This is a genomic window from Mycobacterium colombiense (genome assembly GCF_001665835.1).
GTDB lineage: Bacteria > Actinomycetota > Actinomycetes > Mycobacteriales > Mycobacteriaceae > Mycobacterium > Mycobacterium colombiense_A.
The window spans coordinates 1-20,266 of sequence record NZ_LZSX01000069.1 but is presented as its reverse complement, the minus strand read 5'-3'; the positions used below and the strand labels follow the sequence as shown (position 1 = coordinate 20,266).

General features: G+C 69.8%; 19 protein-coding genes and 4 pseudogenes. 10 read left to right on the top strand and 13 right to left on the bottom strand.

Annotation, left to right across the window (positions count from 1 at the left end; translation table 11 throughout):
• The first annotated feature begins 1 nt into the window (after position 1).
• Positions 2 to 598: a TetR/AcrR family transcriptional regulator gene (locus tag A5760_RS13860; protein WP_064881642.1), complete on the top strand. Its 597-nt coding sequence runs from the start codon at positions 2 to 4 to the stop codon at positions 596 to 598.
• Here A5760_RS13860 and A5760_RS13855 read toward each other — a convergent pair.
• Genes A5760_RS13855 through A5760_RS13845 form a run of 3 tightly spaced genes read right to left on the bottom strand, consistent with a single transcriptional unit; the run spans position 572 to position 4,346 of the window.
• Positions 572 to 2,767 (bottom strand): AAA family ATPase, encoded by a 2,196-nt coding sequence (locus A5760_RS13855; RefSeq protein ID WP_064881641.1) that lies wholly within the window; start codon positions 2,765 to 2,767, stop codon positions 572 to 574. The genes A5760_RS13860 and A5760_RS13855 overlap by 27 nt on opposite strands.
• Positions 2,764 to 3,627: a CDP-diacylglycerol--serine O-phosphatidyltransferase gene (gene pssA / locus A5760_RS13850; protein WP_064881639.1), complete on the bottom strand. Its 864-nt coding sequence runs from the start codon at positions 3,625 to 3,627 to the stop codon at positions 2,764 to 2,766. Before pssA ends, A5760_RS13855 begins: the two co-directional genes overlap by 4 nt.
• The gene (locus A5760_RS13845) at positions 3,624 to 4,346 is read right to left on the bottom strand and encodes a phosphatidylserine decarboxylase (protein WP_196772086.1); all 723 of its coding nucleotides are present in this window, start codon (positions 4,344 to 4,346) and stop codon (positions 3,624 to 3,626) included. Before A5760_RS13845 ends, pssA begins: the two co-directional genes overlap by 4 nt.
• A gap of 65 nt (positions 4,347 to 4,411) precedes the next feature.
• Between A5760_RS13845 and A5760_RS13840 the strand changes: the two genes are divergently transcribed.
• Positions 4,412 to 5,620 carry an MFS transporter gene (locus A5760_RS13840; protein WP_064881637.1) on the top strand — a complete coding sequence of 403 codons (1,209 nt, stop codon included), beginning with the start codon at positions 4,412 to 4,414 and terminating at the stop codon, positions 5,618 to 5,620.
• Here A5760_RS13840 and glp read toward each other — a convergent pair.
• From glp to A5760_RS13820, 4 genes are all read right to left on the bottom strand, one after another.
• Positions 5,617 to 6,822 carry a gephyrin-like molybdotransferase Glp gene (gene glp, locus A5760_RS13835; RefSeq protein ID WP_064881634.1) on the bottom strand — a complete coding sequence of 402 codons (1,206 nt, stop codon included), beginning with the start codon at positions 6,820 to 6,822 and terminating at the stop codon, positions 5,617 to 5,619. The two genes, A5760_RS13840 and glp, sit on opposite strands and share 4 nt — an antisense overlap.
• Positions 6,823 to 6,841: 19 nt before the next feature.
• Positions 6,842 to 7,780 carry an SDR family NAD(P)-dependent oxidoreductase gene (locus A5760_RS13830; RefSeq protein ID WP_064881683.1) on the bottom strand — a complete coding sequence of 313 codons (939 nt, stop codon included), beginning with the start codon at positions 7,778 to 7,780 and terminating at the stop codon, positions 6,842 to 6,844.
• A gap of 150 nt (positions 7,781 to 7,930) precedes the next feature.
• Positions 7,931 to 8,383, bottom strand: a complete 453-nt coding sequence (locus A5760_RS13825) for a hypothetical protein (RefSeq protein WP_231122634.1) — start codon at positions 8,381 to 8,383, stop codon at positions 7,931 to 7,933.
• Between the two features lie 423 nt (positions 8,384 to 8,806).
• Positions 8,807 to 9,301, bottom strand: a complete 495-nt coding sequence (locus A5760_RS13820) for a cupin domain-containing protein (RefSeq protein ID WP_064881629.1) — start codon at positions 9,299 to 9,301, stop codon at positions 8,807 to 8,809.
• A 29-nt stretch (positions 9,302 to 9,330) separates the two neighbouring features.
• Here A5760_RS13820 and A5760_RS13815 point away from each other — a divergent pair, with 29 nt between their 5' ends.
• Entirely contained in the window at positions 9,331 to 10,038 is a 708-nt protein-coding gene (locus tag A5760_RS13815) for a M24 family metallopeptidase (RefSeq protein WP_064881627.1), read from the top strand.
• Here the strand turns inward: A5760_RS13815 and A5760_RS13810 are convergent.
• The gene (locus tag A5760_RS13810) at positions 10,035 to 10,949 is read right to left on the bottom strand and encodes an SDR family NAD(P)-dependent oxidoreductase (RefSeq protein WP_064881625.1); all 915 of its coding nucleotides are present in this window, start codon (positions 10,947 to 10,949) and stop codon (positions 10,035 to 10,037) included. The two genes, A5760_RS13815 and A5760_RS13810, sit on opposite strands and share 4 nt — an antisense overlap.
• Before the next feature lie 103 nt (positions 10,950 to 11,052).
• Between A5760_RS13810 and A5760_RS13805 the strand changes: the two genes are divergently transcribed.
• The 3 genes and pseudogenes from A5760_RS13805 to A5760_RS27690 form a co-directional block, all read left to right on the top strand.
• Positions 11,053 to 11,619 (top strand): TetR/AcrR family transcriptional regulator, encoded by a 567-nt coding sequence (locus tag A5760_RS13805; RefSeq protein ID WP_064881624.1) that lies wholly within the window; start codon positions 11,053 to 11,055, stop codon positions 11,617 to 11,619.
• 176 nt (positions 11,620 to 11,795) lie between these two features.
• Positions 11,796 to 13,421: a chaperonin GroEL gene (gene groL, locus A5760_RS13800; RefSeq protein WP_064881622.1), complete on the top strand. Its 1,626-nt coding sequence runs from the start codon at positions 11,796 to 11,798 to the stop codon at positions 13,419 to 13,421.
• Positions 13,422 to 13,532: 111 nt separating this feature from the next.
• Positions 13,533 to 13,757 (top strand): annotated as a pseudogene (locus A5760_RS27690) (SDR family NAD(P)-dependent oxidoreductase); the annotation flags it as partial.
• On the opposite strand, the gene A5760_RS13795 reads toward A5760_RS27690, so the two are convergent.
• The 4 genes and pseudogenes from A5760_RS13795 to A5760_RS13780 all read right to left on the bottom strand — a co-directional run bounded on the left by A5760_RS13795 (position 13,752) and on the right by A5760_RS13780 (position 17,107).
• Complete coding sequence (locus A5760_RS13795) at positions 13,752 to 14,237, bottom strand: carboxymuconolactone decarboxylase family protein (protein ID WP_231122633.1); 486 nt, start codon at positions 14,235 to 14,237, stop codon at positions 13,752 to 13,754. The pseudogene A5760_RS27690 and the gene A5760_RS13795 sit on opposite strands and share 6 nt — an antisense overlap.
• An 18-nt stretch (positions 14,238 to 14,255) precedes the next feature.
• Complete coding sequence (locus A5760_RS13790) at positions 14,256 to 14,651, bottom strand: hypothetical protein (protein ID WP_064881621.1); 396 nt, start codon at positions 14,649 to 14,651, stop codon at positions 14,256 to 14,258.
• 56 nt (positions 14,652 to 14,707) lie between these two features.
• Positions 14,708 to 15,328: pseudogene (locus A5760_RS13785) on the bottom strand (PPE family protein); the annotation flags it as partial.
• Between the two features lie 39 nt (positions 15,329 to 15,367).
• On the bottom strand, positions 15,368 to 17,107 hold the full coding sequence (locus A5760_RS13780; RefSeq protein WP_064881620.1) for an N-acyl-D-amino-acid deacylase family protein: 1,740 nt from the start codon (positions 17,105 to 17,107) through the stop codon (positions 15,368 to 15,370).
• Positions 17,108 to 17,154: 47 nt separating this feature from the next.
• On the opposite strand from A5760_RS13780, the gene A5760_RS13775 reads away from it, so the two are divergent.
• Genes A5760_RS13775 through A5760_RS13765 form a run of 3 tightly spaced genes read left to right on the top strand, consistent with a single transcriptional unit; the run spans position 17,155 to position 18,914 of the window.
• Entirely contained in the window at positions 17,155 to 17,526 is a 372-nt protein-coding gene (locus A5760_RS13775) for a VOC family protein (RefSeq protein WP_064881619.1), read from the top strand.
• A gap of 10 nt (positions 17,527 to 17,536) precedes the next feature.
• Positions 17,537 to 18,049: a mycothiol transferase gene (locus A5760_RS13770; RefSeq protein ID WP_064881617.1), complete on the top strand. Its 513-nt coding sequence runs from the start codon at positions 17,537 to 17,539 to the stop codon at positions 18,047 to 18,049.
• A gap of 10 nt (positions 18,050 to 18,059) precedes the next feature.
• Positions 18,060 to 18,914 (top strand): hypothetical protein, encoded by an 855-nt coding sequence (locus A5760_RS13765; protein ID WP_064881616.1) that lies wholly within the window; start codon positions 18,060 to 18,062, stop codon positions 18,912 to 18,914.
• Between the two features lie 9 nt (positions 18,915 to 18,923).
• Here the strand turns inward: A5760_RS13765 and A5760_RS13760 are convergent.
• Positions 18,924 to 20,006: pseudogene (locus A5760_RS13760) on the bottom strand (thioredoxin family protein); the annotation flags it as partial.
• On the opposite strand from A5760_RS13760, the pseudogene A5760_RS13755 reads away from it, so the two are divergent.
• A pseudogene (locus A5760_RS13755) lies at positions 20,007 to 20,266 on the top strand (cytochrome c biogenesis protein DipZ); the annotation flags it as partial.

The window sequence follows — 20,266 nt, the reverse complement described above, 5'->3', positions numbered from 1 at the left end:
CATGGCGCCTCCGCGGAAGCATGAAACCGATGTGATTCTCGACGCCGCCCGGGCGCTGGTTCTTGACGGCGGCCCGCGCGCGGCCAGCGTGGCCGCCATCGCGAAAGCCAGTGGCGCGCCCGCGGGCACGTTGTATCACCGGTTCGGCAACCGCGACGGCATCTTGACCGCGGCGTGGCTGCGGGCCCTGGAACGCTTCCAGGCGCGGGCGCTGGCGGCCGAGGGCGATACCCCGACGGCCAGCGCCGTGGCGATGGCCGTGGCCGCCGTCGGCTTCGCGCGCGCCCTGCCCGACGATGCGCGGCTGTTGTTGACGATCCGGCCCGGCGACCTGCTCGACGACGAGCCCGATGCGGCATTCCAGCGGACGCTCGCCGCGATGAACGCCCCCCTGACACAGCGCGTCGCGGCGTTGGCCCGCCAACTGTATGGCAACAACAAGCCGCGCTCCGTCGACGCCGTCGCGCGGGCGGTCGCCGACCTGCCCTACGCCGTGGTGCGGCGCCACGCGCACGACGACCCGATGCCGAGCTGGCTGGAAAAGGACGTGGCGGCGTCGGCCCTGGCCGTGCTACAGAGCTTTGGCGAACGCCCGTAGGGCCTCGATCTGCGTGGGATCCAAAGAGGGACGGACGTTTTCGCGCGCCGTCGCGAGGTCGGCTGCCGTCACGTCGGTGGCGTCGATGGATCGGCGCATCGCGGTCAGCGCGGCCTCCCGCAGCAGCGCCACGCAGTCCGCGGCGCTGTAGCCGTCGAGTCCGGCCGCCACCTCGTCCAGATCGACGTCGGCGCTCAGCGGAATGGATTTGCCCGCCGTGCACAGGATTTCGCTGCGGGCTGCGGCGTCGGGCGGCTCGATGAAGACCAGCCGTTCCAGCCGGCCCGGGCGCAGCAGCGCGGGGTCGATGAGATCCGGCCGGTTGGTGGCGCCCAGCACGACCACGTCGCGCAGCGGGTCGACACCGTCCAGCTCGGTCAGCAGCGCGGCCACCACCCGATCGGTCACGCCCGAATCGAAGCTCTGCCCACGCCGCGGCGCCAGCGCGTCCACCTCGTCGAGGAACACCAGCGACGGCGCCGAATCCCGGGCACGCCGAAATAGTTCGCGCACAGCCTTTTCCGAGCTGCCGACCCATTTGTCCATCAGTTCGGAGCCCTTGACGGCGTGCACCGACAGCTGCCCGGTGCTGGCCAGCGCCCGCACGATGAAGGTCTTGCCGCAGCCCGGCGGCCCGTACAGCAGCACCCCGCGCGGCGGCTCGACACCTAGCCGGGCGAACGTGTCCGGATGCTGCAACGGCCACAACACGGCCTCGGTCAGTGCCTGCCTGGCCTCCGCCATGTCGCCGACGTCGTCGAGGGTGATGTTGCCGACGCTGACTTCCTCGCTGGCCGAGCGGGACAGCGGCCGAATGACGGTGAGCGCGCCGACCAGGTCCTCTTGTTTCAGTTCCGGCGGCAAGCCGTCGGCGCTGGCCCGCGACGCCGCCCGCAACGCCGCCTCGCGCACCAGTGCGGCCAGGTCGGCGACCACGAAACCCGGTGTACGCGAGGCTATTTGGTCGAGGTCGAGATCGCCGGTGGGCACGTTGCGCAGCAGCGACTCCAACAGGGCTTTGCGGGTGCCGGCGTCGGGAAGCGGCAGGCCCAGCTCGCGGTCGCACAGGTCCGGGGCACGCAGCCGGGCATCGAGCTGGTCGGGTCGCGCGGAGGTGGCGATCAGGGCGACGCCCTCGCTGGCGACCGCGGTACGCAGCTCGCCCAGGATCAGCGAGGCCACCGGCTCGGCGGTGGCCGGCAGCAGGGCGTCGACGTCGGTGATCAGCAGCACGCCGCCGCCGTGGCGGACCGTCTGCACCGCCGAGGCCACGGCCTTGCGCCGGTCCTCGGCGCCCAGCGCGCCGACCTCCGGGCCGTCCAGCGTGACCAGCCTGCGGTCGCCGCACACCGCGCGCACCAGCGTCACTTTGCCCACCCCGGCCGGGCCCGACACCAGCACGCCGAGGTTGGCGCCGGCGCCCAACGTCTTGAGCAGGTGCGGTTCGTCGAGCGCGAGCTTGAGCCATTCGACGAGCTTGGCCGCCTGCGGCTGAGTGCCTTTCAGTTCCTCGACGACCATCTCCGGCCTGGCGACTTCGACCGAAATCCGCGGTGTGGCTCGGGCACCGGACGGCACGCCGGTGCCCCAGGTGACCAGCGAGTTGGGCTGCACGCTCACCGGCCCCTCGGGGTCGACGCCGGTGACCGTCAGCAGCTCCGAGGTCCAGCTGATGCCGACCGCGGTGGCCAGCGCGCGGGTGGCCTGCGACGTCGAGGTGCCCGGGCCCAGGTCGCGGGGCAGCAGCGACACGGCGTCACCGACGGTGATCACCTTGCCCAGCAAGGCTTGTCGCAACGTGACCGGCGTGACCGACTGGCTGGCCAGCGCCGACCCGGACAGCGTCACCGACCGCGCGCCGTAGACGGTGACCGTGCCGACCACCACCGCGGTGCCCTCCCGCAGTCCCGCGTTGGACAGCGTCACGTCGTCCAGCAGTACGGTGCTGACCGGCGTGTCCGGGCCGGCCAGGCCCGCGACGGCCGCCGTGCTGCGCGATCCGATCAGCGACACCGCGTCCCATTCCCGAATGCCAAGTGCGGCAATGGCATTCGGATGCAGACGGATGACGCCGCGGCGGGAGTCGACGGCGGAGGTGTTCAGCCGGGCGGTCAGCGTGAGCTGACGGGCCGACCCGGCGCGGTGTGCATCGTCGCCGGAGCGACTCACGGCAAGCGCCTGCCCGGCTTGCGCAGGCCCAGCCGCGCCACCGACCGGCGGTTGGGCTGTGCCCGGCGGATCGCCCGCCGGGTGGCGCGGCGTTGCTTGGGTTCGTCGTCCCACGCCTCGGGGTGTGCGGCCAGCCAGCGCGAGTTGCGGATGGCGAACGGCACGTGGCACAGGTAGGCGACGATGATCACCCAGATCAAGACGTAGGGCGCCAGCACCGCCGCCGCGGCGCAGATCGCCAGGACCGCCAGCAGGGGCGCCGCCCAACTCGGCGGTACCGCGACCGCGTGCATCTTGCGCATCGGGATCTTGCTGACCATCAGGATCGAGGTCCCGGTGATCCAGATGCACAGGAACAGCGGCGACGTCCACCAGCCGTCACCGAACTGCAGCTTGAGTCCGATGAGACCGATCATCGAGATCGCGCCGGCCGGTGCGGGCATGCCGACGAAGAACTCGTGCGCGTAGGACGGCTGGCCGCCGTCGTCCTGCAGGGCGTTGAATCGCGCCAGCCGCAGCACCACGCAGACCGCGTAGAGCAGGATCACCACCCAGCCCGCCGGCGACGTGGTCAGCAGCGTCACGTAGAGCACGATCGCCGGGGTCACGCCGAAGTTCACCGCGTCGGCCAGCGAGTCGATCTCCTCGCCCATCCGCGACTGGGCGTCCAGGATGCGGGCCACCCGCCCGTCGAGTCCGTCCAGGATGGCGGCCGCGGCGATCAACGCCATCGCGGCCTTCGGCTGGTGTTCGAGGGCGAACCGGATCGAGGTCAACCCCGCGCACACGGAGAGCACCGTCATCGCGCTCGGCAGGATCTGCAGGTTGACCGCCGGCCGTCCGCGCGGCTTGCTGATCATGGCAGCTCGGCCAGGACGGTCTCGCCGGCGATCGCGCGCTGGCCGACCTTCACCAGCGGCTCGGAGCCCGACGGCAGATAGGTGTCCAGCCTGGAGCCGAACCGGATCAGGCCGTAGGTGTCACCGATCGACAGCTTGTCCCCGACGTGCGCGTCGCAGATGATGCGCCGGGCCAGCAGCCCGGCGACCTGCACCGCGACCACGTCCGCGCCGCTGGGGGTGCGCAGGTGCAGGCTGGTGCGTTCGTTCTCGGTGCTCGCCGCGGCCAGGTCGGCCGAGCCGAATCGGCCCGGCCGGTGTTGCACGGCGATCACCTCGCCGCTGACCGGCGCGCGCTGCACGTGGGCGTCCAACAGCGACAGGAAGATGCTGACCCGCGGCAGCGGCGCGTCGCCCATGCTCAGTTCGGCGGGCGGGGCGGCGAAGTCGATCACGCAGACTTCGCCGTCGGCGGGTGCGACGATCGCGCCGGGCCGGGTGGGCGGCACCCGTGGCGGGTGACGGAAGAACCCCGCGCAGGCCCCGGCGGCCAGCAGGCCCGCCCGTCGCACCCATCGGTGCCTGCGGCCGACCAGCGCCAGCGCCAGGCCGGCGCCGATGAACGGTCGTCCGGCCGGATGCACTGGTGGGACTGCGGAGCGCACCAACTCCAGCACGTGTTGCGGGCTGAAGCCCGGGTCCTGAGCAGAGGGGCCGATAGTGCGGGGGCGTCGTGCCACGCGGCCATCTTACGGAGGGCGCGGCTGATTCGTAGACGCCAGCAGAGGGAACGCCCACCTTCGACATGCAACCGAACGATCGGCGGGCAACACAGTTGCGCCGGACGAAAGCCACGGTCACCGCCGTCTTCATCGCGCACGGTCTGGTGTTCTCGTCCTGGGCCGCACACATTCCGCACGTCAAGGCCGAGCTCGGCCTTTCCGACGCGGCGCTCGGCACGGCGCTGTTCGGCGCGCCGCTGGGCTCGGTGGTGGCCACGCTGCTCAGCCACTGGGCGCTGCCCCGCTGGGGTAGTCACCGGCTGATCCCCGTCACGGTGGCCGGCTATGTCGCGGCCGGAGCGACGGTGGGCCTGTCCGGATCCGCGGCCGCGCTGTTCGGTGCGCTGGCGCTGTGGGGGCTGTTCCAGGGGGCGCTGGACGTCGCGATGAACACCCAGGCCGGCACGGTCGAGCGGATCGCCAGGGCTCCGATCATGGCGCGATTCCACGGCATGTGGAGCGTCGGGACGCTGGTGGGCGCCCTGATCGGTGCGGCGTGCGTCGGCGCGGGCATCGGCCTGACCGCCCAGCTGACGATGCTGGGGCTGGTCGTCCTGATCGTGGTGGAACCGCTGACCCGCCACCTGATCCCCGACGCGGCCGATTCCGTTGCCGCGTCGTCGGAACCGGACCGGGGCAAGCGGGCCTGGATGACGCCTGCGGTGGCGATCCTGGCGGCCGTGTCGTTCGCGTCGTTTCTCTGCGAGGGCGCCGCCACCGACTGGTCGGCCAACTACCTGCGCAACGTGATCGGCGCCGGCCCGAGCGTCGCCGCGCTGAGCTACGCCGCCTACACACTGACGATGGTGATCACCCGGTTCGGCGCGCCCCGGCTGCACGCCCGGGTGTCCAGCCGCCGGCTGCTGCCGGCGCTGGCGCTGGTGGCCGTCGTGGGCATGAGCGTCACGCTGGTGGCCGCCAACGCCTGGGTCAGCGTGCTCGGTTTCGCCGCGCTGGGCGTGGGTGTGGCGTTATTGGTGCCCACCGCCTTCAGCGCGGCCTACGGCGCGAGCGGCGCCGGGTCGGCGATCGCCATCGTCGCCGCGACCGGTTGGCTGGGCTACCTGTTGGGGCCGCCGCTGATCGGCCACCTGTCCGGCCGGGTGGGGCTGTCCGCGGCGCTGGTCACCATCCCGGTGATGATGGCGATCGTCGGCATAGCGATCCGTTGCACCGCGGCCTTCGACAGGGCCGACGACTTCCACCGGGACGTCGCCACGCCCGCGGGCTAGCGCAGATCCCACACCTGCAGCCGGGTTCCCTCGAGCACCTCGACGACGTCCTCGGGAATGTCCAGCAGCCCGTTCGCCGACGCCAGCCAGCGCAGGTGATGCGACGCCGGCGGCCCGTAACTGGTGACCGTGCTGGCGTCGTCGTTGAGCACCGCGCGCCGGAACTGGCGCTTGCCGCGCGGCGACGTCAGCGACTCGGCGAGGACCGCGGTGCGGTGCGGGCGGTCCGGATCCGGCAGGCCCATCGCCCGGCGCAGCGCGGGCCGGATGAACACCTCGAAGGACACCAGCGTGCTGACCGGGTTGCCGGGGAGCGTGACGATCGTCGCGCCGGCCACCCGTCCCACGCCCTGCGGCATGCCCGGCTGCATGGCGACCTTGACGAATTCCACGCCCTGGTCGCCCTCGCGCCCGAAGGCGTCCTTGACCACCTCGTAGGCGCCGGCGCTGACCCCGCCGCTGGTGATGATCAGGTCGGCGTCACCCGCGTATCGGTCGATGATCGAACTGAATTGGGCCACTTCGTCTTCCGCGGTCGCGACGGCGACCAGATCGGCGCCGGCATCCCGAACGGCCGCGGCCAGCATGATCGAGTTGGATTCGTAGATCTGCCCCGGCAGCAGCGCGGTGCCCGGCGTCACCAGCTCCGAGCCTGTCGAGATGACCAGCACCCGCTGGCGCGGGATCACCGGCAACTCGGCGATTCCCAGCGCCGCCGCCAGGCCGAGCACGGCCGGCGTCACGACCTGACCTCGGCGCAGCACGGTGGTGCCGGGGGAGACGTCCTCGCCGGCGCGGCGGATGTGCTTGCCGGCGTCGCGGGGCGCGCGGATCGCCACCACGTCCACGCCGCCGTCGGTGTCCTCCACCGGCACGACGGCCGTCGCCCCGGCCGGCAGCGGCGCGCCCGTCATGATGCGGTGCGCCGTCCCGGGCCGCAGCGCCAATTCGTCGGTGCGTCCGGCCGGTATGTCCTCGGCGACGGGCAACACCACCGGCTGCTCGGGCGTGGCGCCCGACGTGTCCTCGGCGCGCACCGCGTAGCCATCCATCGCGGAGTTGTCGAAGACCGGCAAAGCCAGCTGCGCCACCACGTCCTCGGCCAGGACCAGGCCCTGGGCCTCGGTCAGCGGCACCGCGACCGGCGGCCGCGCGCGAATCAACTCGGTGACGACCCGCTGGTGTTCGGCGACTGAGCGCATCGGAGCCATTATCCGCGCGTCAGACGGGGAAGCTGACGCCGGTGAGTTCTTCGGAGACGGTCCAGAGCCGACGCTGCAATTCCTGGTCGTGGGACTGCGCGCTGGACTCGACGAGCTTCGGCCGGCCGCGCTGCTCGAGGAAGCCGGCCGGGCCGTAGTACTGCCCGCCCTGCGCGGCCGCATCGGTGGCTGCCCGCAACGTCGGCAGCGCGCCCATGGCCGGGCTCTGGAACAGCACCGGCCCCAGCACGGCCTTCAGCGGCCGGAAGACGCCGGGCAGGTTGCGGGCCAGCTCGGTGTTGGATCCGCCCGGGTGTGCCGCGACCGCAATGGTCTTCGCGTCGGCCTTGGCGGCCAGCCGGCGCTGCAGCTCGTAGGTGAACAGCAGGTTGGCCAGCTTGGATTGCCCGTAGGCGGCGATGCGGTCGTATCCGTGTTCCCACTGCAGGTCGTCGAAGTGGATCGCGGCCCGCAGCCGGTGGCCGAGGCTGCTGACCGTCACCACCCGCGAGTCCCGCACCACCAGCAGGTTGTCGAGCAGCAGCCCGGTCAGCGCGAAGTGGCCCAGATGGTTGGTGCCGAACTGCAATTCGAAGCCGTCCGCGGTGAGCTGCTTGGGCGTCCACATCACCCCGGCGTTGTTGATCAGCAGGTCGATGCGCGGGTAGGCCGAGCGCAGCGCGTCGGCGGCCGACCGGATGGCGTCCAGCGACGTCAGATCCAGTTGCTGCAGCGTGACATCCGCGCGCGGGCTGGCGGCGACGATGCGCGCCAGGGCCGCGTTGCCCTTCTCCAGGTTGCGCACCGCCAGCACGACGTGGGCGCCGCGGTAGGCCAGCACGGCGGCCGTCTCATAGCCGATGCCCGTGTTGGCGCCGGTGACGACGACGACGCGGCCGCTCTGATCCGGGACGTCACCCTCCGACCAATTGCGGTTCTCTGTGTCGTTGGAAGCCATGGCCCAAAACATACTCATCGGCGGCGGGCCGCGCCGGGTTGGGCGACGGTCTCGCGATGGCCTCCCGACGGTCCCGGTTGGGGTGAGCCTGCGGAGAAAACCGTTATCCAGACGGCGATTTCCTGGCGTTCGGCAAACCGGCGGGGTGCGTCACCGCGCCGGTGTCGCCATTTGCCCGCGCACCCAGGCAATGATCTTCGGCACCACCTCGGGAGCCTTGCTGATGGCGACGTGGCCCGTGCGCTCGATCAGGTGCACCTGGCTGTGGTGGCGGCCGCGGAAGTCCAGGGTGTCGGACTGCGGAATGAAGTAGTCGTCGGCCCCGTTGATCACCAACATTGCCGAATTGCCCTGCTGGGCAAGAAGATCCGTGCGGTTCAGGCGCACCATGCCGGCACTGAGCTCGTCGAGGGTGGGGGGCTGGTCGCGGTGCATGGCGTTGCCCAGGATGTCGTGCATGCCGTAGGGCAGCCTCGCAAGATTCTCTGGACCGAACGCGGCGGCCACGTGCTCGCCCAGATCGATTGCGGCATCGACGATTCCGGATATCCCGGACATCGCGGAGAGATAGATCGAGCCCAGCGCGTCGATGACCGACGTCAACGGCGACCTGACGCCCGCGACGTAGCGACGGACGGTGTGCGCGGTCGTCGGCCCGAAAGGCGTGCCACGCGGGGCCGTCGAGCCATCGCGGGCGGTGCGAGGGACAGGCGTGCCCTGGCCCGATCGCGGTATCCACGCCCGCCCCGCTGGTAGCCGCTCACCCGGGTGCCGCGTTCCGGCACGGCGACCGGCGCCGGTGGCCGCGGCCGAAAATCCGGTGTGCTCCGGGGTTTTGGGCGTTTGATCCGCAGACTGATCAGCACCGGGGCGCTCATCGACCAATCGATTCTTTGCCGCATCCAGGCCGCGGCCCGCTTCGACTGCTTTCTCGTCCGCACGGCCACACCCTACGCCCACCGTGCCGGGGTCGGAACCAAGAGCAGGAACGTTACGGCAGAACAAATTTCGGGTGAACGCAAGGGTTTACTGCACCCAGAAATTATCGTGCCGGATGAACCACTCGCGGCGCTCGTCGTCTGTCATATCGGCAAGGGCCGCAAGGCCTTCGAAGTAGGCCTCGCGGGGTGCGCCGGGCGCGAACAGCATCAGAATCGATGCCGGCTCGTCCGCCTCGTTGCGAAAACCGTGCACACCCCCGGGCGGCACGTAGAGGAAGTCACCCTGATGGCCGTCCGCCCACTGCGTGCCGTCGTAGAGCTTCATCGTCCCGGACAGGACGAAGAACGCCTCGGACATGGCGCGGTGGTAATGCGCCGGGGGGCCGCCGCCGGCCGGGGCGATGTCGACCCGGTAGAGGCCGTAGTCGCCGGCGGTGTCTTGTTGGTTGGCTAGGTAGTGGTACTTGACCCCAGACGTCTCATAGTCGGGCGGTTGATCGGCCCGCTTGAGCCAGGCGCTTATCTCCGGTTCTTCTTTGGTGTATCGGGCTGGCGGGTAGGGCGGCACGACGAGGGACATGGTTCCAGTGTGCGCATAGCATCGCCGGTGTGGACCGATCGACCGCCGAAGATGTTCGTGTGCGACGGCTGCTGGACGCCGAGCGCAAAGCCACGCAACTGTTCGACGAGATCGAGCGGCGGGCCATGATCCGACCCGGGCTGGCCGAGAAGGAACTCTCCGACCAGATCCACGACCTCGCCGGCGAGATGTTCGGGGTGACCCGGCACTGGCACCGGCGGATCGTGCGGGCCGGGGAGAACACGCTGCAGCCGTTCCACGAGCGCCCGCCGGATCGCGTGATCGTCGACGACGACATCGTGTTCCTCGACCTCGGCCCGATCTTCGAGGAGTGGGAGGCCGATTTCGGGCGGACGTTCGTGCTCGGCGACGACCCGCACAAGACGGCCCTTCGTGATGCGCTGCCGCGGGTCTGGGAGGCCGGCCGCGACCACTTCGCGAGCCATCCCGAGATCACCGGCGCCGAGCTGTTCGATTACGTCGTCGGGGCGGCCCGCGCCGAGGGCTTCGAGTGGGGCAGCAGCATCGCGGGCCATCTGATCGGCGAGTTCCCGCACAAGAAGATCGCGGGCCCCGGCGTCGAGTGGATCATCATGCCCGGATCGAACAAGCCGATGCGCCGCACCGATCCGCGCGGCCGCATCTGCCACTGGATCCTCGAGATCCATCTTGTGGACCGCCCGCGCGGCTTCGGCGGTTTCTACGAGCAGCTGCTCGACCTGCCACCGTCGGGCTAGTCGAGCGGATAAACCACCCCGGTGAGCTCCTCGGAGATCGCCCAGAGCCGGCGCTGCCGGTCGACGTCGTGCGACTTGGCGCTGGACCCCACGATCTTGGGATAGCCGCGCGTCTGGCCGAGGCCGTCGGGCCCGTAGTACTGCCCCCCGAGCACCCCCGGGTCGGTGGCCGCGCGCAGGGTGGGCAGCGCACCCATGGCCGGGTTCTGGGCGACGAGCGGTGCGATCCGCGCGAAGGCGCCGACCAGCGGGGCGGGCATATTGCGCATCAGCTCGGTGTCCGACATGCCGGGGTGCGCGGCGGCCGCGATCGTCGTGCCGTGCGGGGCGAGCCGTCGTTGCAGTTCGTAGGTGAACAGCAGGTTGGCGAGCTTGGCCTGCCCGTAGGCGGCGACCCTGTTGTAGCGGCGCTCCCACTGCAGATCGTCGAAGTGGATGTCGGCGAGGATGCGGTGACCGACGCTGCTGATCGTGACGATCCGCGAGCCGGCGACCGGCAGCAGGCGATCCAGCAGCAGGCCGGTGAAGGCGAAGTGGCCCAAATGGTTCGTGCCGAACTGCAGCTCGAAGCCGTCCTTGGTGTTCGATTTCGGCGTGTACATCACCCCGGCGTTGTTGATCAGCAGGTCGATGCGATCGTGCGCGGACCGCAACTGCTCGGCCGCGGCACGGACGGATGCCAGCGACGTCAGGTCGAGCTCGGCCAGCGCGACGTCGGCGTGCGGGCTCTGGGCGGTGATCCGGGCCGCCGCGTCCTTGCCCTTGTCCAGGTTGCGCACCGCCAGCACCACGTGGGCGCCGTGGTCGGCCAGCGCCAGGGCGGTCTCGTAGCCCAGGCCGGTGTTGGCTCCGGTGATGACGGCGACCCGGCCGGTCTGGTCGGGAATGTCCGCGGTGGTCCACTTGGCCATGAGAGGCTCCTTGAACTTGTAGAGTAAACGGGGCGATGGCTCCGGTTGAGTGTCACTATACGGAACGCACGCCCCGTTTTGTCAACCGCCGAGGAGTGAACAGATGGCGCAGCCCGAACGCCGGTTGCGCGCCGACGCGGCGCGCAACCGTGCGCGCGTGCTGGACGTCGCCTACGAAATCTTTGCGGCCGAAGGCCTCTCGGTGCCCATCGACGAGGTCGCGCGCCGGGCCGGCGTCGGGGCCGGCACCGTCTACCGGCACTTCCCGACCAAGGAGGCGCTGTTCCAGGCGGTCATCGAGGACCGGATGCAGCGGCTGGTCGACGACGGGCGGGCCTTGCTGGAATCCGTCGGACCCGGCGAGGCGCTCTTCGCCCTGCTGCGGTCGATGGTGCTGCATTGGGGCGCGGCGGATCGCGGCCTGGTCGACGCGCTGGCCGGATTCGGGATCGACATCGCCACCGCCGCGCCCGACGCCGAGGACGCATTCCTGGCGATGCTCGACGAGCTGCTGCGTGCCGCGCAGCGGGCGGGCACCGCGCGCCCGGACATCGGGGTGCGCGAGGTGAAGGCGATCATGGTCGGTTGCCAGGCGGCGGAGGCCTACAACCCGGACTTGGCCGAGCGGGTGACCGACGTCGTCGCCGACGGTTTACGCGCTGGGCGATAGGGCTGGCCTCTTCTTGCACTCGACATGGGCGAGTGCTAAGAATGACTTGGCACTCGCGACCAGCGAGTGCTAGGTCGGGACGGTGAGACCTAGCCAGAAGACAGCTGCGGTCGTCCGTCGCGGGCACTGCACCCGGCCAGAACGTGTCATCCCCAATACGGAGGAATCACTTCGCAATGGCCAAGACAATTGCGTACGACGAAGAGGCCCGTCGCGGCCTCGAGCGGGGGCTCAACGCCCTCGCCGACGCGGTAAAGGTGACGTTGGGCCCCAAGGGTCGCAACGTCGTCCTGGAGAAGAAGTGGGGTGCCCCCACGATCACCAACGATGGTGTGTCCATCGCCAAGGAGATCGAGCTGGAGGACCCCTACGAGAAGATCGGCGCCGAGCTGGTCAAGGAAGTCGCCAAGAAGACCGACGACGTTGCCGGTGACGGCACGACGACGGCCACGGTGCTGGCCCAGGCGCTCGTCAAAGAGGGCCTGCGCAACGTCGCGGCCGGAGCCAACCCGCTGGGTCTGAAGCGCGGCATCGAGAAGGCCGTCGAGAAGGTCACCGAGACCCTGCTCAAGTCGGCCAAAGAGGTCGAGACCAAGGACCAGATCGCTGCCACCGCGGCCATCTCCGCGGGCGACCAGTCGATCGGCGACCTGATCGCCGAGGCGATGGACAAGGTCGGCAACGAGGGCGTCATCACCGTCGAGGAGTCCAACACCTTCGGCCTGCAGCTCGAGCTCACCGAGGGCATGCGGTTCGACAAGGGTTACATCTCGGGCTACTTCGTCACCGACGCCGAGCGCCAGGAAGCCGTCCTGGAAGACCCCTTCATCCTGCTGGTCAGCTCCAAGGTCTCGACGGTCAAGGACCTGTTGCCGCTGCTGGAGAAGGTCATCCAGGCGGGCAAGCCGCTGCTGATCATCGCCGAGGACGTCGAGGGCGAGGCTTTGAGCACCCTGGTCGTCAACAAGATCCGCGGCACCTTCAAGTCGGTGGCCGTCAAGGCTCCCGGCTTCGGTGACCGCCGCAAGGCGATGCTGCAGGACATGGCCATCCTCACCGGTGGTCAGGTCATCAGCGAAGAGGTCGGCCTGTCGCTCGAGAGCGCCGACGTCGCCCTGCTGGGTAAGGCCCGCAAGGTCGTCGTCACCAAGGACGAGACCACCATCGTCGAGGGCGCCGGTGACTCCGACGCCATCGCCGGCCGGGTGGCCCAGATCCGCAGCGAGATCGAGAACAGCGACTCCGACTACGACCGCGAGAAGCTGCAGGAGCGTCTGGCCAAGCTGGCCGGCGGTGTTGCGGTGATCAAGGCCGGCGCCGCGACCGAGGTCGAGCTCAAGGAGCGCAAGCACCGCATCGAGGACGCGGTGCGCAACGCCAAGGCAGCCGTCGAGGAGGGCATCGTCGCCGGTGGTGGCGTGGCCCTGCTGCACGCGATCCCGTCGCTTGACGAGCTGAAGCTCACCGGTGACGAGGCGACCGGCGCGAACATCGTTCGCGTGGCGCTCGAGGCTCCGCTGAAGCAGATCGCCTTCAACGGTGGTCTGGAGCCCGGCGTTGTGGCCGAGAAGGTTCGCAACTCGCCCGCCGGTACCGGCCTGAACGCCGCCACCGGTGAGTACGAGGACCTGCTCAAGGCCGGCGTTGCCGACCCGGTGAAGGTGACCCGTTCGGCGCTGCAGAACGCGGCGTCCATCGCGGGCCTCTTCCTCACCACCGAGGCCGTCGTCGCCGACAAGCCGGAGAAGGCGGCCGCACCCGCGGGCGACCCGACCGGTGGCATGGGCGGTATGGACTTCTAAGTCCACGACTCGAGTACGAAAAAGCCCGGCCCTCGCAAGGGGCCGGGCTTTTTCGTGTCTGGGGTGGGCCGAGTGTGACCGCCCGCGGGTGCGCCCCGCCGGGCCCTGTATGGCATGGACGCGGGAGACTTCGCCGACGCGTTCCCGAAGTTCATGTGGAAGCCGTCGCGGGAGGTGGCGCGCGCCGGAGTCGACGCGCTGGACCACGACCGCGGAACGGTGATACCCGGGCTGCCGAGCCAGATCAGCATCCGCCTGTTGCAGTTCATGCCGCGGCGGGTGTTGTTGCCGCTATTGAAGAATCAGCATCCCAGCCTGCGCAGGGACCGCTCAGCACGCTGGCCCGGGCCAAGGCCGCATCCAGCCCTCCACCGGAAGCGCGAGCGCGTTGCACAGCGTGCAGATCGTGCGGTACCAGCCCACGGCCGTGAGCAATTCGATGCGCTGCTCGTCGGAAAGGAAGCGCCCCAGTGCTATCCACGTCGCCTCCGACCACGAGCCGGTGCGCTCGAGTTCGTCCACCGCCTCGATGAGCGTCCGCTCGGCCGGACTCCACCGCGGCTCGTCGGGGCCGCCGGTGACCAACGCGTCGCACTCGTCGTCGCTGACGCCCGCAATCGGGCCCCAGAACGCCGCCTGCCCGCCCCACTCGTATGCACAGCACACCAACGCGCAGATGCGAAGGATGGCGGTGGTCCGGGTGCGGCCCGGCAAAAGCGCTGCGACATAAAGGGATTCGCCGAGCTTGCGCAGGCAGGAGGCCTGTGGCATCTTCTTCGCTCCACGGCGCGGGGCGAGCGGTGCGACGCGGCTCACGGACGAGACTGTACGACGTCAGGCCGGCAGCGAGAACACCACGCAGTCGTGCAGGCAGCCCTTGGCGGCGTCGGGGGAGTCGGCGTCGCGGTGCAGCAGCGCGCGGGTGGGCACCACGGTCAGGCGGGCGGTCTCGGCGCCGGCCTCGGTGACTTCGGCGGTGCCGTCGACGATCAGTGAGTAGCCGCCCGGTTCCGCGGGCGGCCACAACAGGGTTACGTCGGCGCGCTGGGCGAGGTTGTTACGGGTCCGTCCGCCGATGAGCCCGACATCCAGGATCGCCTCACGCAGCTGCGGCTCGACCGTCACGGTGTGCACCCGGTATCCGTCGTCGACCGTGATCAAGTAGGCATACGGGTAGTCGGCCAGCGCGTCGGCCAGCGCCTTGAGATCGACCTTCTTCTTGGTGCGCATGATCTTCCAGGATAGGCGCGGGGATTCCGGCGCTACTGGGGCGCCGAGGGGCGCAGGAACCCAGCGATGCGCGACGTGTAGCCGCGGGCGACGGCGCCGGAGCTGGCCGGGCGCGTGACGGCGGTGCTGGTGTTGGAGAAGCCGAGGTTCTGCAGCACCTGGTTCCAGGGCGGCAACTTGGCCACGGCCGCCGACGCGTCGGCGTGATAGCCGAACATCGCCGCGACGTCGGAGGCCCACATCTGTTCGTAGGCCGCCTCGATGTCGGCGATGGCCGGGGTGTTCTGACCCAGGTGATTGTTTGCCGCCAACGCCGAGACCAGCGCGCGGTTGGCCGCCACCACGGCCGGTTGCACGGTGGCGGCAAGGGCCACCTCGAACGCGGTCGCGATGGCCGAGGCCTGGTGCGACACCTCTTCGGCCTGCGCGGCGGCCGCGCTGAGCCAGCTCACATACTGACTGGCCACGGACATCATGGCCGCGGACGACGCGCCCTGCCAGGACCCGCTGGCCAGATCTGTCGTCACCGAAGAAAATGACGATGCCGACGACGCCAGCTCCCCGGCCAGCCCGTCCCACGCCGCCGCGGCAGCAAGCAGTGGCCCGGGACCAGGACCGGAGAAAATTAGTGCCGAGTTGACTTCTGGCGGCAACCACGCAAAATGCGGGTTCGTCACGGAACCCAACTTAGCTGGTATACGCCACTTTTGGTGGCGTTATCGCGAGGCTGCGGGGACAGGCTGGCGACCGCGCACCAACTTGCCTGGCCGGGCGTCGGTGGGAACGCCGTTCTCGGCGATGACTTCCCCGGCCACAATCGTGGCGACATACCCCTCGGCGGTCTGGTCCAGGCGCCGCCCACCGGCGGGCAGGTCGTAACTGATGATCGGCTTGTGCAGCCGCAAAGCGGCGTGGTCGATGACGTTGAGATCGGCCTTGTAGCCGACCGCGATCCGGCCGCGGTCGGCCAGCCCGGCGATGCGGGCGGGCACCGACGTGAGCTCGCGAACCGCCTCGGACACGGTGAACCGCCCGGCCTTGCGGTCCCGTGCCCAGTGCGTCAGGAAGTAGGTCGAGTAGCTGGCGTCGCAGATCATTCCGTAGTGAGCGCCGCCGTCGCCGAGGCCGAGCACCACGTCCTCGCGATGCAGCAGCTCCCCGACGGTGTCCAGCGAGTTGTTCTGCAGGTTGCTGGTCGCGACCAGCAGCATGGCCCGGCCCTCGTCGTCGAGCAGCCGGTCGTAGGCCTCCTCCATCGGATCCACGCCGCGGGCGCGGGCCCGGGCCCCGATGCTGGTCGACGGGTCGGGCTCGTAGTCGGGGGTGTCGCCCAGCGGGAAGATCCAGTCCCACATCTGGGCCACGTACAGGATCGGGTGCCCCTGGCCGGGCTTGTCGGCCAGGATGCGGGCGCGCACCTCCGGCTTGCGCATCTCGGCGACCCGCTCGGCCAGCGGCAGGTGCGCGATCTCGCGGTAGCTGGGGTAGAGCACAAACGGGTTGGCCGTCAGTTGCAGGCCGATGATCAACCCGATCGGGCGCGGCAGCAGCTGCGCGGTGAATTGCGCGTCACCGTCCGTCCGCGAATTGGCCTTCTCGATCATGGTGATTGCGTCCGGCCAGGACGGGTCGCCCGAGTTGGCGACGACGAGGGTGAAGGTGACCGGCAGCCCGACGTCCTCGGCGACGTCGAACACCGTCTGCAGCACCGGCTGGTAGCCGCCCGACGGGATGTCGGGAACGAACTGCAGCAGGCCGCCGCCGCCGTCCACGACGCCGCGGGCGATCTCCTCGATCTCCTCCCTGGCGGCCTCGTAACTCGGGATGGGCGAACCGCTTTCGGTCTTGTGGATGGTCAGCCGCGACGACGCGAAGCCGAGCGCGCCGACCTCGATCGCCTCCTTGGCCAGCTCCCGCATCTTGGCCAGGTCGTCGTCGGTGGCCGGCTCGCGGTCGGCGCCGCGCTGGCCCATCACGTACACCCGCAGCGGTGAGTGCGGCAGGTACGCTGCCACGTCGATGTCGCGCTTGCCCGACTCGAGCGCGTCCATGTATTCGGGGAACGTCTCCCACGTCCACGGCAGGCCGTCGGTCATCACGACGCCGGGGATGTCTTCGACCCCGGCCATCACGTCGACGAGCACGTCGTGGTCGGACTGGCGGCAGGGCGCGAAGCCGACCCCGCAGTTGCCCATCACCACGGTCGTCACCCCGTGCGCCGAAGACGGAGTCAGGCGCTCCGACCAGATGGACTGGCCGTCGTAGTGGGTGTGCAGGTCGACGAAGCCGGGCGTGACCAGCAGCCCGGTGGCGTCGATCTCCCGCGCGGCGGTTGCCCCGTTGATCGCGCCGACGGCCTGGATGGCGTTGTCTTTCACGGCCACGTCGCCGACGTACGGCTCACCCCCGAGCCCGTCGACGATGGTGCCATTACGGATGATGAGGTCGTAAGTCATTCAAACAATCTACGACCGTTGCGGTGGGTCGTGCCAGGATCTTGTCCGTGATCGACCACGTGGGAATCAACTGCGCCGACTACGCCAGATCGCAGCGTTTTTACGACGCGGTGCTGGGGACGCTGGGTTTCTCCCGGCAGCTGGATGTGGGTCGCGCCATCGGGTATGGGCGCGCGGGCAAGCCGACGTTCTGGATCTCGGCCGCGCCGGCGGGACCCAACCGGGAAGTCCACCTGGCTTTCGAGGCCGCCGACGAGGACGCGGTGCGCGCCTTCTACCAGGCGGCCGTCGCGCTGGGCGCCGAGCCCTTGCACGCGCCGCGGCTCTGGCCGGAGTATCACGCCGGCTACTTCGGGGCCTTCGTGCGCGACCCCGACGGCAACAACATCGAAGCGGTCTTCCACGGGATCCTCCCGTAGGGTCGCGGGTATGGCCGACGATGCCGCCGTTTTCCAAGAGCTCCTGCGCGACGCGTTCACCCGGCTGATCGAGCACGTCGACCAGATCACCGAGGGGTTGACCGACGAGGTGTCCGGCTACCGGCCGGCCCCGAACGCCAACAGCATCGCCTGGCTGCTCTGGCACAGCGCGCGGGTGCAGGACATCCAGCTGGCCGACGTCGCCGGCGTCGAGCAGGTGTGGTTCCGCGACGGGTGGGTGGACCGGTTCGGACTGGACCTGCCGCGCGACGACACCGGTTATGGACACAAGCCCGACGACGTGGCCAAGGTGCGGGCGCCCGCGGACCTGCTGTCCGGCTACTACCACGCGGTGCACAAGCTCACCCTCGAATACATCGCCGGGGTCACCGCCGAGGAGCTGGCCCGCGTCGTGGACACCAACTGGAATCCGCCGGTGACGGCCAGCGCACGGCTGGTGAGCATCATCGACGACTGCGCCCAGCACCTCGGCCAGGCCGCGTACGTGCGGGGGATTGCGTAGATTCGCAGGCGTGCGATTCGCGGCGACCGTGCTGTTGTGGCTCATCACCACGCTCGCGCTGGCGGTCGCGATCCCGGCGGCGTGGACGCAACTGCACGTCGTTGACGCCGACGGCTACGCCGCGCTGGCGCAGCACGCGGCGGCCGACCCTGCTGTGCAGTCAGCCATGGCATCCGAATTGACCACCCGGGCAATGACTCTCATCACCGAGCATGGCGCGGGCCGCTCTCCGGTCGACAGTTCCGAGGTGCATGAGGCGGCCCGCGCCTTCACCGCGGGTCCGGCCTTTCCACCGCTGTTCGCCCAGGCCAACCGGGCGGCGCACGGCTGGCTGTTCGGCGACCCGGGGGCCGGTGACGACGGCCACCAATGGGCGGTCGACGTGGCACCGATGCTCAACGACGGCGCGATTCAGCCGCTGCTCAGCAGTCACAACGTCACCGTGCCCGCGAAACTCACTGTCCCGCTGACTGTTTCGGTCCCGCACTCGATGCGTCAGGGCCGGCTGAGCCGGCTGTCGACCTGGGGCCCGTGGGTGAGTGTTGGTGCGGCGGCGCTGTGCGGTGTCTGCGCACTGCTGACCGTGGCCGCCGCGCGCCGCCGTGGCAAGGCGTTGAGCAGCCTGGGCGTCTCGGCGCTGCTCGTCGGCGCGTGCGGATGGGCGGGCATCGAGGTCGCCGGGCGCTATGTCAACGATGCGCTCAACCGCACCACCGGCAACGTCCGCAGTGTCGCCGAGGTGATGGTCGACCACGCCGAAGCCGGTCTGCACCAATGGCTCAACGCCACGCTGATCGCCGGGGCCGCGCTGGTGGCGATCGGCGTGGTCGTCGCGATACTGGGCAGCCTTGCGAAGAAGTCGTGAGCCCGGCGGCTAGCCGAACGTGAACGAAAACACCTGCAGGCCCTTGCTGACCTGCATGTCCAGCTGATCGCGGTGTGCGGAGTCGTCGGCGACGATCCGGTGCAACGTGGGTGCTCCACCGATCGGCGTCGTGGTGGTCTTGCCGTCGCGGATCACGGTCAGCGTCCCGGTGCCGCCGACGACGGCGTACACCTCTTTCGCGGTGTAGTTCAGCCGGACGGCGGAGTCGTCGCCGTCGGCCGTGGCCCCCTGGTCGTCCAGGGTCCAGCGGCCACGCAGGGCGAACTTGTCGTCGGCCAGGTTCGGCGGGAAGCTCAGCGTGGCGGCGCCGTCTTTGTAATCCCCGCTGCCGCCGTAGTTTCCGCTCTTGCCGACACCCAGGTAGGTCTCGGGTGTGAGCATGGTCCGCGGGGTGGTGTCGGCCCCGTGCACCCCGGCAGGTAGCTGGCTGCCGGGATGGGCCTCGACGAGAAGGTCACGGATCAGCTTTTCGGTGCCGTCATAGTCGCCTTCGCCGAACTTGGTATGCCGCACTTGCCCATTTGCGTCGATCAGGTACTCGGCCGGCCAGTACAGGTTCTGAAAGTTGTTCCACGTCGCGTAGTCGTTGTCCAGTGCGACGGGATAGGTGATGTGCAGGTCGGCGGCGCCGCTGGCCACGTTGGCGGGCACCCGCTCGAAGGCGTATTCGGGGGTGTGCACCCCGATGACGACAAACCCGCTGTCGCGATACCGGTTGTACCAATCGATCACGTGCGGGATGGCGCGCTGACAGTTGATGCACGAGTAGGCCCAGAAGTCGATCAGGATCACCTTGCCGCTCACCGATTTCGGGTCCAGCGGCTTGCCGTCCGGGGTGTTGAGCCACCCGGTGACGCCGGTGACGGCGGGAGCGGGTCCGCACTGTTGCAGTTCGGTGGAGCCGCTGGAGCAATCGGTGAGCGCGCCGTCGATGGTGGTGCCGGGCCGGCTCAGCTGCAGCCCACTGCCGGAGTTGGGCTGCTGCATGGGGGCCGAACCCAGGCTGCGCTCGATGTCGTTGGCCCCCAGCTTGTTCTGCATTGCCGTCGTGTAGTCGGGGACGGCGCGCTGGTGTTGACCGCGACGTTCGCCATCGGCAACGCATTGCCGCTGCTGGCCTTCGCACTGGCCGGGCGGCGGGTCACCGAACGAGTGGCCGCGTTCCGCCGCCGGCAGCGCGTAATTCAGATCGCCGGCGGGATCGCGATGATCGTGCTGGCCGTGGCGCTGGTGTTCAACCTGCCGGCGATGCTGCAGCGCGCCGTCCCCGACTACACGACGGCAATGCAGAACAAGCTGGGGGCCAACGACATCGAGCGCAGCCTGGGTTC

Bases quoted from the DNA above. Each gene is read 5' to 3' on its own strand.
- A5760_RS13860 (WP_064881642.1), top strand. From the start codon at position 2: ATGGCGCCTCCGCGGAAGCATGAAACCGATGTGATTCTCGACGCCGCC.
- pssA (WP_064881639.1), bottom strand. From the start codon at position 3,627: ATGATCAGCAAGCCGCGCGGACGGCCGGCGGTCAACCTGCAGATCCTG.
- A5760_RS13770 (WP_064881617.1), top strand. From the start codon at position 17,537: ATGGCCGACGATGCCGCCGTTTTCCAAGAGCTCCTGCGCGACGCGTTC.
- A5760_RS13810 (WP_064881625.1), bottom strand. From the start codon at position 10,949: ATGGCCAAGTGGACCACCGCGGACATTCCCGACCAGACCGGCCGGGTC.
- A5760_RS13805 (WP_064881624.1), top strand. From the start codon at position 11,053: ATGGCGCAGCCCGAACGCCGGTTGCGCGCCGACGCGGCGCGCAACCGT.
- A5760_RS13790 (WP_064881621.1), bottom strand. From the start codon at position 14,651: ATGCGCACCAAGAAGAAGGTCGATCTCAAGGCGCTGGCCGACGCGCTG.
- A5760_RS13820 (WP_064881629.1), bottom strand. From the start codon at position 9,301: ATGTCCCTCGTCGTGCCGCCCTACCCGCCAGCCCGATACACCAAAGAA.
- A5760_RS13830 (WP_064881683.1), bottom strand. From the start codon at position 7,780: ATGGCTTCCAACGACACAGAGAACCGCAATTGGTCGGAGGGTGACGTC.
- A5760_RS13780 (WP_064881620.1), bottom strand. From the start codon at position 17,107: ATGACTTACGACCTCATCATCCGTAATGGCACCATCGTCGACGGGCTC.
- A5760_RS13840 (WP_064881637.1), top strand. From the start codon at position 4,412: ATGCAACCGAACGATCGGCGGGCAACACAGTTGCGCCGGACGAAAGCC.
- groL (WP_064881622.1), top strand. From the start codon at position 11,796: ATGGCCAAGACAATTGCGTACGACGAAGAGGCCCGTCGCGGCCTCGAG.
- glp (WP_064881634.1), bottom strand. From the start codon at position 6,822: ATGCGCTCAGTCGCCGAACACCAGCGGGTCGTCACCGAGTTGATTCGC.